The organism is Enterococcus sp. DIV0901a (genome assembly GCF_051711525.1).
Taxonomy (GTDB): Bacteria; Bacillota; Bacilli; order Lactobacillales; family Enterococcaceae; genus Enterococcus_B; species Enterococcus_B faecium.
In genome coordinates this window covers 1332834-1344531 of record NZ_JBIOMW010000001.1, presented here as the reverse complement: position 1 = coordinate 1344531, position 11698 = coordinate 1332834, and the positions used below count along the sequence as shown (strand labels likewise).

Annotated in this window: 11 protein-coding genes; 3 read left to right on the top strand and 8 right to left on the bottom strand. The window is 38.6% G+C overall.

Annotated elements, in window-relative coordinates; genetic code table 11:
* The first annotated feature begins 8 nt into the window (after positions 1-8).
* Genes IGL70_RS06445 through IGL70_RS06435 form a run of 3 tightly spaced genes read left to right on the top strand, consistent with a single transcriptional unit; the run spans position 9 to position 1864 of the window.
* A complete protein-coding gene (locus IGL70_RS06445) occupies positions 9-821 on the top strand; it encodes a hydroxymethylpyrimidine/phosphomethylpyrimidine kinase (protein WP_002286068.1) in 813 nt (270 codons plus the stop codon).
* Positions 811-1296 (top strand): ECF transporter S component, encoded by a 486-nt coding sequence (locus IGL70_RS06440; protein ID WP_104765519.1) that lies wholly within the window; start codon positions 811-813, stop codon positions 1294-1296. The genes IGL70_RS06445 and IGL70_RS06440 overlap by 11 nt, the downstream gene beginning before the upstream one ends.
* 22 nt (positions 1297-1318) lie before the next feature.
* A complete protein-coding gene (locus IGL70_RS06435; protein WP_002286070.1) occupies positions 1319-1864 on the top strand; it encodes a TIGR01440 family protein in 546 nt (181 codons plus the stop codon).
* 72 nt (positions 1865-1936) lie between these two features.
* Here the strand turns inward: IGL70_RS06435 and IGL70_RS06430 are convergent, their stop codons facing one another.
* From IGL70_RS06430 to IGL70_RS06395, 8 genes are all read right to left on the bottom strand, one after another.
* On the bottom strand, positions 1937-3580 hold the full coding sequence (locus IGL70_RS06430; RefSeq protein WP_010724069.1) for a glycoside hydrolase family 13 protein: 1644 nt from the start codon (positions 3578-3580) through the stop codon (positions 1937-1939).
* A 128-nt stretch (positions 3581-3708) separates the two neighbouring features.
* Positions 3709-5937 carry an AAA family ATPase gene (locus IGL70_RS06425; RefSeq protein ID WP_002286072.1) on the bottom strand — a complete coding sequence of 743 codons (2229 nt, stop codon included), beginning with the start codon at positions 5935-5937 and terminating at the stop codon, positions 3709-3711.
* Positions 5938-5969: 32 nt separating this feature from the next.
* Entirely contained in the window at positions 5970-6449 is a 480-nt protein-coding gene (locus IGL70_RS06420; RefSeq protein ID WP_002286073.1) for a DUF6530 family protein, read from the bottom strand.
* 230 nt (positions 6450-6679) lie between these two features.
* Positions 6680-7528 carry a DegV family protein gene (locus IGL70_RS06415; protein WP_002286075.1) on the bottom strand — a complete coding sequence of 283 codons (849 nt, stop codon included), beginning with the start codon at positions 7526-7528 and terminating at the stop codon, positions 6680-6682.
* 156 nt (positions 7529-7684) lie between these two features.
* The gene (locus IGL70_RS06410; protein ID WP_002286080.1) at positions 7685-9295 is read right to left on the bottom strand and encodes a polysaccharide biosynthesis protein; all 1611 of its coding nucleotides are present in this window, start codon (positions 9293-9295) and stop codon (positions 7685-7687) included.
* A gap of 243 nt (positions 9296-9538) precedes the next feature.
* On the bottom strand, positions 9539-9856 hold the full coding sequence (locus IGL70_RS06405) for an AzlD domain-containing protein (protein ID WP_002295896.1): 318 nt from the start codon (positions 9854-9856) through the stop codon (positions 9539-9541).
* A complete protein-coding gene (locus IGL70_RS06400; RefSeq protein WP_002295898.1) occupies positions 9849-10628 on the bottom strand; it encodes an AzlC family ABC transporter permease in 780 nt (259 codons plus the stop codon). Before IGL70_RS06400 ends, IGL70_RS06405 begins: the two co-directional genes overlap by 8 nt.
* A gap of 132 nt (positions 10629-10760) precedes the next feature.
* Complete coding sequence (locus IGL70_RS06395; protein ID WP_002295900.1) at positions 10761-11696, bottom strand: cation diffusion facilitator family transporter; 936 nt, start codon at positions 11694-11696, stop codon at positions 10761-10763.
* Positions 11697-11698: the final 2 nt, after the last annotated feature.

Below are 11698 nucleotides of genomic sequence, written 5' to 3'. Positions count from 1 at the left end.
AAAATGTTATGAAAAGAATCTTGACAATTGGCGGTTCTGATCCATTTGCTGGTGGAGGAATCCAAACAGATTTAAAAACTTTTGAGAATTTTGGTCTATTCGGACTAAGCGCCTTGACTTCTATAGGGGCACTAGATATTAATGAGCGATTTATGCTGGAATCTATATCTTTGGAATTGCTTAAACGACAGTTAGTTTCGATTGATAAAATGACTTCATTAGATGGTATCAAAATTGGGTTATTGAATTCAAGTGAAGCAATCATGGTTGTTCGAGACTTCATAAAAACAAAACAAAATATCCCAATCATTTTAGACCCTGTTTTGGCATTCAAAGAAACTGAAGCTGTGATCAATCAATTGTATATTTCGCAGCTCATCGAAGAACTTTTTCCACTTGTTACGATGATTACGCCTAATTTGGCAGAAGCTGCTTTACTTTCTGGTCAAGCTCTTCCCTCTTCGTTAACAGAAATGATCCATCTCGCTAAAGAACTCACTGCTTCAGGAACAAAAAACATTGTGATCAAAGGCGGCACAAGGATGGCTGGAGATGAAGCTGTGGATCTTCTCTATTCAATTGATCATTATGAGGTATTTTCTCATAAAAAAATCGACACTACAACAGTAAACGGGGCCGGTTGTGCCTTTTCTTCTGCAATAACAGCGAATCTTGTGTTAGGGGCAGATTTTACCAAAGCAGTAGCAGAAAGTAAAAAATTTGTTGCCCATTGTATTTCTAATGGCGTGCTGATGAACGATCATACCGGAAGCGTCTGGTCTGGCGGTATTCAAAAAGGAGGAATGAGAAATGAAAACTAAGCAATTAACGATCTATGCTATGCTGATTGCGTTGACAGTTGCCCTTTCATTAACAATTTTGATCCCTGTACCGGCTACGAATGGATTTGTGACATTATGCGAGGCCGGGATCTATACCGCTGCTTTTCTTTATGGTCCAACGGGTGGATTAGTTGTTGGTGCTTCCAGTGGTCTATTGATCGATTTGATTTCAGGATATCCGCAGTGGGCAGTTTTTTCATTAGTGATCCACGGGTTACAAGGATATGTTGCTGGTTCTTTCAGCAAATCTTCTACTCGTATGTGGGGATTAGGGATTTTATTAGGAAGCTTAGTTATGATCATCGGCTATGGTATCGCCGGTTGGATTTTATATGATTGGCCGGCTGGAGTGGCTTCTATACCAGGAAACATCTTCCAAAATCTGATTGGAATGGGACTTGCCTTTCCTATAACTGCAAGTCTTCAACGTATTCAAGCACGGAAGCAATATTAATTGAAAAAGAAGGTTTTAGAAAATGAAGTTGTCAGAAAAAGAATTAAAAGACCAATTGACTGAAATAGTTAATGACATATTGGCTGAGGCACACTTGAAAAAAGGTGATCTTTTTGTTTTAGGATGCAGCACAAGCGAAGTCGTTGGAGGACATATTGGAAAAAATTCCAGTGCGGAAGTTGGTCAATGGATCATCCGTACGTTAAAAGAGTTGTTGGATCCTAAAGAAATTGCGCTAGCTGTCCAAGGTTGTGAACATTTGAACCGAGCATTAGTAGTAGAACGAACAGTGGCAGAAGCAAAAAATTTCGAAATTGTCTCTGTTGTTCCTGCACTACATGCTGGAGGTGCTTGTTCTGTTGCTGCTTTTGACCAGTTCAATGATCCTGTCGAAGTGGAACACGTAGTTGGACAAGCCGGTATCGATATCGGTGACACATCAATCGGTATGCATATCAAACATGTCCAAGTACCAGTCAGACCTCGTTTGAAAACCCTTGGACAAGCTCACGTGACAGCCCTTCGCTCTCGTCCTAAATATATCGGTGGTCCTAGAGCGAATTATTGAAATGAGTAATTGACAGAGCAATCTGAAAAACTTCCTCGCAAAGTCCAACTAATGAACTTTAACGAGGAAGTTTTACTTGTTTGTTTTATATAACCGAGCTTCATAAGGTGCTAGTATGCCTTTAGCTTCAAATTCTCCGCTAGAGGAATTTGACAAGAGTAATGTCCAGGACTGATCTGCTTCTTTTGGAAGTTCATAGTCAGCAAGTGATTCTGTTAAGTTTACCATAATAAGATATTGTTCATCTTCTAAATATCTTTCATAGACATAAAGTTGTGGATGTTCATGAAGATATTCTTTATAAGAACCGTATATCAGACCTTTATTGGTTTGTCTAATGCGGATCATGTTCTTATAGAATTGCAGGACCGACTCTGGTTCATATTCTTGTTGTTCTACATTGATCGTTTTGGTATTTGGATTAGTGATCAGCCAAGGTTCATGTGTAGAAAAACCAGCATATTGTTCCGAAGTCCATTGCATGGGTGTCCTGCTGTTGTCTCTCGTTGTTTCACGAATGATATCCAATGCTTCTTCTCTTGTCTTACCTTCCGCAAGCAGCCTTTTATAAAGTCTTTTCGAATCTACTGCATCAACTTGATCGATCGATTCAAAGGGCATATTCGTCATTCCGATTTCCTGTCCTTGATAAATAAATGGCGTACCTTGCAAAAAGAAATACATCATAGCGATTGCTTTTGCAGACATAGCCCAAAACTCGGGACGAGTATCTCCAAACACTGAAACGGCACGAGGAACATCATGGTTTTCCATATATAAAGCGTTCCATCCGATACCATCCAATGAAGTTTGCCAAGCGCTTAATGCATGTTTCAATTTAAGGACATCTAATTGCCCTTCTTTTTCTTGCTGCCAGATATGGATATGATCAAATTCGAATATCATATCGAAATAACCGTCTTTCCCTACCCATTGTGGTCCTTCTTCTGCAGTGACACCACTTGCTTCTCCGACAGTCATGATATCGTACTCTTCAAAAACATGTTTCAAATCGGTCAAATGTTCTTCGATTCCTGAGACATTTTGAAAGGGTGAGAAAGGGTTCTCTGTGGCTTTTACTGAATATTCATCTTTTTTTACATGAGAAATCGCATCTAAACGAAATCCATCTATCCCTTTATCCAACCACCATCGGATCATATTGAATAGTTCTTCTTTCAATTTCTCGCTTTCCCAATTTAAGTCTGGTTGTTCTTTTGCAAAAACATGCAGATAATACTGTCCAGTTTCATGAGAATACTCCCAAGCAGAACCGCCGAAAATCGATGTCCAATTATTCGGTTCTTTGCCATCTACCCCGTCGACCCAAATGTAATAATCGCGATACGGGCTTTCTTTAGATTTTTTCGATTCTTCAAACCATTGATGCTGATCCGAACTATGGTTGATGACAAGATCCATAATCACTTTGATCCCTAATTCATGTGCTTCTTTTAGCAATAAATCAAAATCTTCCATCGTTCCGAATCTCTCTTCTATATCTTGATAGTCACTTACGTCATAACCATTATCGACAAATGGAGATTGATAGATCGGATTGATCCAGATAAAGCCGATACCAAGATCTTTCAAATAATTAAGTTTTTCACGGATCCCATTGATGTCTCCTTGACCATCGCCGTTGCTATCTTTGAAACTAGCAGGATAGATTTGATAGCCTACTGCTTCTTTCCACCATTTTTGTTCTTGTATCATATCGTTTCACTCCTTTAACGGTCCCTCTTGATTATAACCGATTCTATTTTAGAAGTATCCTTGTTACCGGTAACTAGAAACGAAAAGCTCAACGAATCTGCTAAGTGCGTTCGTTGAGCTTTATTTTATCATAGATAGCGGGCAATCAGTTGAATCATTTGCTTGGGAAATTCATTCAAGTCAGTAATATCTACAAAACGACTTTCACCGTAGATTGACTTGATTTCTTCTTTGTCTTGGCCAATAGCTGCGGAGACAAATAAGATTCCTTGACGCTCATATTCTTTCAAAACAGACTGGATATCTTCTTTTGCTTTTTTGCCTGTATAATCCGGCAACGCTTTTGGCTGACCGTCACTAATATTAAGCAACAGTTTGGTTGTTGCGGATTGTCTGTTTAATTTTTCTGCTGCTAAACGAAGTGCCGCACCATCACGATTGTTTTGCCTTGGTTTCATAGTGACTAATTTTTCATTTAACCATTGAAATCCGTCTTCAAATTCTTTATAAGAAAACAAAGAAGTCTTTTCTCTTGACGAACGGTCTGCTGTATCTCCGTAAATCAACAATGGGATATCGACTTTCTTAGAAAATTCGGCAATGGCAATCGCTGCTTTTTTTGCCGCTTCGATCCGATCATCCCGTATCATTGACCCAGATTCATCGATCCGTACAGCTACCGCTAAAGAAGGTTGCTCATGTGGCGGGTTCTTTTTGTCAAAATTTCTCAAATCACCATATGCTACTTTGCTTGCATTGAACCGCTGACCTTCGTATTTTCCTTTTTGGTACGTCTCTGTTTGTTCATTATCCAGTAACTCTAAAATTTGCCGGCTAAGTGATTCTACTATTGGCATTACTTGCATGTGTAGCTCACGTGCTTCCGGCGTTTTTCCTTGGAAAGCTGGTCGGTGAACGATGAGACCTTCTTTTTCATGAATCGTTTCCTTCATGATTTGTCGCGCTTCTTTATTCAGTTGCTTCTTGATTTCCTTATCATGTGCTTCCATGTCAGAAGCAGACATTTCTTGAGAATCATCTCCTGTTTGTTGTTCTTTTTGATTTTTTCCTTCGATATCGCTACTGCGTTCTTTTTGCATTTGAGGAGGAATCTCGTTTTTTTCTATTGTTTCTTCTTGTTTCTCTTCTCCCTCATTTGGTTCTTCAGCAGACAACGATTTCTTTTCATCTAAGCGCAGAATTTCTTCAGCATTTTCAGTGATGTTTCGTTCATTTGCTTCTTCGGCGCTAATGGTTCTTCCTTTTGTATGCTCAGATTGAGGATGACCCCATTTTTCTTTTCTCAATATGTCCTGAAGTTCCAGTAGCAATCCACTGTCAGACAAAGCTTGTTCAAGAATTGCCAATTCATCTGAATCAGTGGATAATTTATACAAAACTTTTGGATAAATCGACTGGAGTAAATCTTGTCCTTGCTTATAGGTATTTGCCCAATAAAAATAAGAACGCATTCCTGCTACACCTTTGATGGCGTTAGCTTTTGCAGTTTCATCCAACAAACGGATAATCTCTGCCATCTTTAAGAGAAGTTCTTGTTTTTGGATCATAGTTTTCGCCATCGCACGTTCTGCCATGACTTCTAAGGCAGGAAGATCCATTTTTTCCGCATGTTGCATCCGATCTCTTAAAGATTCATTTAATGGGCGATTTCCTTGGTAATTTCGATTTGTAGTGATCACAATGACGCAATCTGGATGGCGACGAATGATTCCTGTCGGTAAATTCAACATCCCATTTGGTTCGAGCGCTGAGTTAAGTGCCACAAGAACAGAGGCATCTCGGATGACAGTCGGCTCTTGAATCTCTAATAAATATCCTTTTTCAATCGCTCGAACGATTTCAGAAGGGTAATAGCTGTAATGGATTGCATCTGGATAATCAGCTTCGATCCTTTGAACTAGCTCTGCTAATTTTTCTTTAGCAGAAAAAGGATCAATGCCGTAATGGTTCTGGATCAGTGTCAGTACAGCTTCAAGTGTATCTGTTTGGTAAATAGCTTCTAGTAATTCTTGGTCTTGTTCCTTATTAGAATCTACTACAGGTAATAAGGCTCCGAAAACATCTGATTTGTCCATATCTGCAAAACAGGTCACTTTTGTATAGGGAAGTTGCAGATCAGCAGATAGTGCTTTGGCTAATTGTGTCTTCCCCGACCCGGCATCTCCTTCCAAAAGTACGTTACTGATTTTCATTTCAGGATCTTGCCAATTCCCTTTGATTTCGGAGGCGATCCGCCATTCTTCTGCACTTGTCCGATGGCTTTTCGGTTTCTTCCAGATCATTTGCTTTTCTAGCCGTGAAAAGGTTCGGTTTTCTGTTAGTGAGAAATTCTCCATGCTTCTCTTCCCCTTTTGATCATCTCTGTCTATTAATATCCTAGCTCATCTAAAAGACGTTTTAAAATACGGAATCGTTCCCCAATCAGTTCTCCGTCTTTTTGTAGTGTATCGTAATACAAAATGATGTCTTCATCGATCTTTGGATTTTTGGTATCTACTTCTACCGTCATTCGGTTCCCTTGTAATCCAATGATGTCTACGACTGGATTTTCTGGATCATAAAATTTTTCATAACGATAAGCATCTTGGAAGTATAAACTTCCTTGCGCAGCTAAGATCGCTAAATCTAAAATACGTGTGATTGGTAATTCTTCCGACTGTCGTGACCATTTTTCTCCAGTATGTCGCCATACCTTGCCTGAGATATCGACTTTTCCACGATCATTCCACTGAGCAAGGCCCAGTGAAAGCCCTTTTGCATCCGTATTTAATGCATTTCTTCCATCAACTTTATCATAGTCTTCTACAACGATTACTGGTTTATGTTTTAAATTTGTTGGTATTTCCATTATTTTAACTCCTCATCCTTTTATTTTTAGTAAATAAGTAAATTAGTAGTTTACTCATTTACTAAACTATATGCGACATTATAGAGGATTGAAGTGAGGATTGCAAAGAAAAAGAGCTTCATTGATAGAAATAAAAACACCATCTCGTTCTTTTACACGCTCATTAGTAACATGTAGAAAGTCCAAGATGATGTTGGAATATTTTTGGTATGTTTTTTGAATAAAAGGAATTATTGCGCTGAAATGGCAATGCCGATGGCTTTTTCACCTAAATGTGTACCAATGACTGGTCCGAAATGACCAATTTCGATTTCTGCATTTGGATATTTTTTCTGCAATTTCTCTTTCTCCGCAATCGCTACTTCTAAATTATTTGCATGTATCACGTAAAGTTTGACTGGCGGTTGTATTTCGTTATTTCTTCTACCAATAATTTCTTCAGCTCGAGCAAATGCTTTTTTACTTGAACGGATTTTTTCGAATAAAACAATTTTCCCTTCAGAAAATGTCAGGATCGGTTTGATTTTTAATAAGCTGCCAATCAGCGCTGCACCATTTGTCAAACGTCCTCCTCGTACTAAATTGTTCAAATCATCTACAATCAGATAAGCGTAGGTATTATCTCGGATTCGATCGATATGTGCAAGTATTTCATCAAGGGACTGACCTTCATCATTTAAGTCTAAGGCAGCTTCTACCATGTGTCCCATCGGCATACTAGTGATCTTAGAGTCATAAGGAATGACCGTTACTCCGCTGATGTCATCTTTCATCGCAAATAATGTGTTGACAAAGCCAGAAATCCCTGAAGAAAGATGGATACTTAAAATCGTGTCATACCCTTTCTCTTTCAATTCCTCATATAAACCCAAAACTTCCCCTACGACAGGTTGTGAAGTAGTAGGAAAATCTTTACTGTTTTTTAAAAGTCCATAATATTCATCCGCTTCGATATCGATTCCTTCGTTATAAATTTTCCCATCCATAATCAAAGGGATTGGAATAACGAATAAGTCGGGATGGTTCTTGATACGTTCCGGCAGATATGCCGAACTATCTGTAACTACTGCAAGTTTCATGTGTTTAATTTCCTCGTTTCAAAGAATTTTTCCAGACCTTATAACTATATCATAAGTAAGATTAGATATGAAACTAAAATTGGAAAATAGAAAAACGACAAGCGTAATCATACGAGTTGCCGTTTTTCAAGTGACAGCAAAAAACGATTAGTTAACCTATTCTTTGCTTCTGCTATGATGTTTAACATTTTTCAACATTCGAAACCCATTTTTTCCGAATTGAGAAAATAAAAATACTAAGCCGCCAATACTTCCTACAGCCACACAATAAATCATTGCATAGCTTTTTGATTCCATTGACAATCGCTGATTCAGCAAAAAGAAAACGGCAAAACATACTGCAAGCATAATCAGGGTGGAGCGGAAAGTTTTTAAGAAAAAATTGCTGATCTTTGCTAAAGGTGCTATTCGGTATTCTTTGCACATAAAGTGATAGCCGCGAACAAAGACAATACCGAATGCTAAGCCATTTGATAAGCTCATCCCGTATCCGCCAACTAATCCTAATCCGATTACTTGGAAGATGACTTTCAGGATAATTGCTTCTACAGTTAATCGGATCGCAAAACGATGGTGATTCAAAGATTGAAGCATCGTAGATAGGATCGTGAATAAAGAGAAAAACAAAGAAGCTAGCAAAGCCATTTGGAAATATCCGACACTTTCAGGATCATAGCCAAAAAACAATGTGTATAGTGGTCCAGCTAATAAAGACATTCCAGTCAATGAAGGAAGAAGAATCAATAACGCAATCGAAAAACTATCTCCTACTGTTTTTTCGATTTGTATCCGATCTTTTTTCTTCATCGTGCTTAATATTGGCAAGCTGCTTATAGCTACTGTTCCTACCATGGAGATCAGGATCAATGTCAATTTATTTGGATTGACAGAAGCACGGCTGAATAAGAATTCCAGTTGCTGATCTGCGATCTCTGGACGGAAAAAGTGAAGCAGTGGTTTCATCGTTACTTGGTCGATCATTTGAACGATAGTAATGACTGAGCCGACAAAAATAAACGGTAGTGTTTCCCGAATGATAGAGACAGAGGCAGATCGGTTTTCTCTTTCGAAATAACGGCTGGAAATCAAAAAATCTTTAAGTTCGAAGAAGTCTTTTCTGCGTCCGACGATATACATATGGATAATCGCAGCTAACCCACCGAAGAAAGAAGCGACTGTACTGATCAATACAGCTTCTAATATGGTTCCGTCAGTCAATACGCGCAAGTAATAAGTACCAGCCAAGATAACGATCACTCGCACAGCCTGTTCGATAATCAAAGAAGTTCCATAAGGGCGCAGATCATTTTTTCCTTGGAAATATCCTCTCATTGCACTAAGAATTGGGATAGCAATCAAAGATGGGCATAAACTTCGGATAGCTAGTATCCCATTATTAACGTTAGCAATCGGACTGATTCCGGCTAGTAAAGGAGCAAATAAATACATCAGTGCAGCAGAGGCGATACCGATGACAAACATGATATTGATCGTACTTCTAAAAATCAGCCGACAAGCAGCGTTATCTCCTTCTTTTGTGGCTACAGCTACTTTTTTTGCAATCGCATTTGGAAATCCGACTGTACCAAGCATCAGGAACAATCCATAAGGAAGATAGCCAACATTATACAATGTCGTAGCAAGCATACCATCTTGATTGTTCCCCATCATACTTAGCCAGGGAATCAAATAGACTACCCCTAAAACTTTACATAGAAGATTAGCAAAGGTTAGCCAAAATGTTCCTTGCATCAATTTTTTATTCATTTAAATTCCCTCAACTATTCTTTCATAAAATAAACATATTCCCTATTATAGCAAAAAATCATAGAAGGACAAATCCCTCTCTAATTCCTAAAATAAAAAAGAGCTTGCATCATAAGCCAACACTAATCTTTTTTATCCCTACGAATAAACTTGCATCCAGAATTGACTGTTGCAAATGCAGTTCGGATAGATCAGTTTGAACAACTTATGTCGCAATCTCTGTTTTTAATAAAATAAAACAGTTTAAAGCATAGACAGCAGAAAGACAGACGCAAGTCCTGTCAAAACTGACAACGCCATCGAACGTGTTTTGTAAGCCACGCCTGCTACTAGAATCATTGCAGCTATTTTAATATTCCAAGCAATATCCAGATGTTCGTGAGTAATGAAAACATCTTTAAAAGCTAACGCCGCAAATAATGCCACCGGTACATATTTCATCCAGTCACTGAACCAGGATGGCACTTTTCGATGAGTAAAATAAAGCATCGGGAACAAGCGCGGGATATATGCCACGATGAACAGACAAGCAACTAAAAGTAGCAAATATAGTTTAGTCATGGTGATTGGCCTCCTGTTCCGGGAAGTTGAAGAGCGGCTCATTGACATCTTTACCGCGGTCTCTTAGTTTCTTAGCTTTTTCTTTTTTGAATGCCTTCTCCAGCATAAATCCGGCAAATGAAGCAATGACTGTTGCTGCAATCAATCCGAAAGTATTTTGGAATAATACCATGAATACGACCCCTAATACGCCTGAGAATAAACCTGTAAAGATCAGTAGTGCGCTTTTCATCTGCATGATAAACATGAAAATGAACATGGCCGTCAAAGCAAAATGGACAAGGTCAGCATCTACTCGAATCACCGAGCCGAAAAAATTACCGATCATATTGCTACCGGCCCATGCAGTCATTGAGAACCAATTGACATATAAAGCCTTTCTTTTATTCCAGGAAGGGTCAGTTGAAAACTTTAAGTAGTTCACCGCATAGTTTTCATCATTCAGTGATTGAGAAAAGACAGCCAAAAACGTCCGCTTTTCTTTTTTCATAAAACCGGCAAGACTTGCTCCTAATAATGTATAGCGTAATTCTAAAAAGAAAACCATCAATAATGTCGTTGCAAATGATGCTTGCGTCGTAAGCATAGATGCAACTAAAAACTGCGCGCCACCGGAAAAGACCAGAATCGATAACAGTCCTGATAAGAGAGGATCAAATCCAACTTTTTGCAACAATACTCCGCAAGCTAATCCTACTGGTATATAGCTTATACAAAGTGGCATCACTGCATGCAAAGCTTGAAGCCATGGCGCACTTTTCTTTTTGTTCATTAAAATATCTCCTTTAATTACAACAAATAAACAGCGGACTCATTGTAACATAAATTCGCTAAATTGTAGCCGTTTTATTTAAAAACAAGATTATATTTTTCTCATTTTTGCTTCAATTCATGAATAAACGTTTTATTTACGAGAATAATTTGGGTCATATTTATCTGTTTCAATGTATATATACATCTTCTTGTCAGGAAGAGACTGACGCATATTTTTTTCAATATCGTTGATGACCGAGTAAGCTTCATTCTCTTTGTTACCAACGATATCTGCTTTTGCTGCAACTAAAATCTCCGTTGGACTTAAATGAACTGTTTTGATATCAATTAGCCGACTGATTTCAGGTCGTTCAAAGGCTAACTTGATTTTTGACAAATCGCTTGCTGTCACGCTTTCACCGATGATCAGACTATAAAATTCTTTTGCTAGGAAAATGGCGGCTCCCATCAGCAAGAAACCGATCAGCAATCCGCTGATCGCATCAAATGCAGCAATCCCGGTTGCATAAGTCAATATTGTTCCTGCTAAAGCCAAGACCAAACCGATTACAGCACACAAGTCTTCCGTAAAAATAATCAGTATTTCACTGTGTCGACTTTCGCGCAAAAAGCGCATCGTGGAAAGTTTTTCAGTATTCAATTCTTTGATTTCTTTCATTGCCACGCGTAACGAACTTCCTTCGATTACCAAACCAAATAACAGTATTGCTATAACAATGATCGGATTACCCACTTCATGGGATGGATGCGTCAACTTTTCAAAAGCTTCCATCACCCCAAGTGCCCCACCGCCGAAGAAAAGCATCATTGCGACGATTGTACTGAAAAAGTATTTTGCTCGTCCTTCACCAAATTGATGCAACTCGCTCTGTCCTTTATTGGCTTGTTTATCACCGAATAACAGCAAAATCTGATTGCTGCAATCAACGATACTGTGGATGCTTTCGTTTAGCATGGCGGCACTGCCACTGATTGCATAGCCGACAAATTTGCTGATAGCCACTAGAATATTAGCCCCTAGAGCAGCAATTACGGAAAACATTCCGCTTTTTTTAAAATTTTCCATGT

Coding starts and splice junctions, on each gene's coding strand:
- IGL70_RS06420 (WP_002286073.1), bottom strand. CDS start 6,449: ATGGAAATACCAACAAATTTAAAACATAAACCAGTAATCGTTGTAGAA.
- IGL70_RS06435 (WP_002286070.1), top strand. CDS start 1,319: ATGAAGTTGTCAGAAAAAGAATTAAAAGACCAATTGACTGAAATAGTT.
- IGL70_RS06410 (WP_002286080.1), bottom strand. CDS start 9,295: ATGAATAAAAAATTGATGCAAGGAACATTTTGGCTAACCTTTGCTAAT.
- IGL70_RS06430 (WP_010724069.1), bottom strand. CDS start 3,580: ATGATACAAGAACAAAAATGGTGGAAAGAAGCAGTAGGCTATCAAATC.
- IGL70_RS06400 (WP_002295898.1), bottom strand. CDS start 10,628: ATGAACAAAAAGAAAAGTGCGCCATGGCTTCAAGCTTTGCATGCAGTG.
- IGL70_RS06415 (WP_002286075.1), bottom strand. CDS start 7,528: ATGAAACTTGCAGTAGTTACAGATAGTTCGGCATATCTGCCGGAACGT.
- IGL70_RS06405 (WP_002295896.1), bottom strand. CDS start 9,856: ATGACTAAACTATATTTGCTACTTTTAGTTGCTTGTCTGTTCATCGTG.
- IGL70_RS06445 (WP_002286068.1), top strand. CDS start 9: ATGAAAAGAATCTTGACAATTGGCGGTTCTGATCCATTTGCTGGTGGA.
- IGL70_RS06440 (WP_104765519.1), top strand. CDS start 811: ATGAAAACTAAGCAATTAACGATCTATGCTATGCTGATTGCGTTGACA.
- IGL70_RS06395 (WP_002295900.1), bottom strand. CDS start 11,696: ATGGAAAATTTTAAAAAAAGCGGAATGTTTTCCGTAATTGCTGCTCTA.
- IGL70_RS06425 (WP_002286072.1), bottom strand. CDS start 5,937: ATGGAGAATTTCTCACTAACAGAAAACCGAACCTTTTCACGGCTAGAA.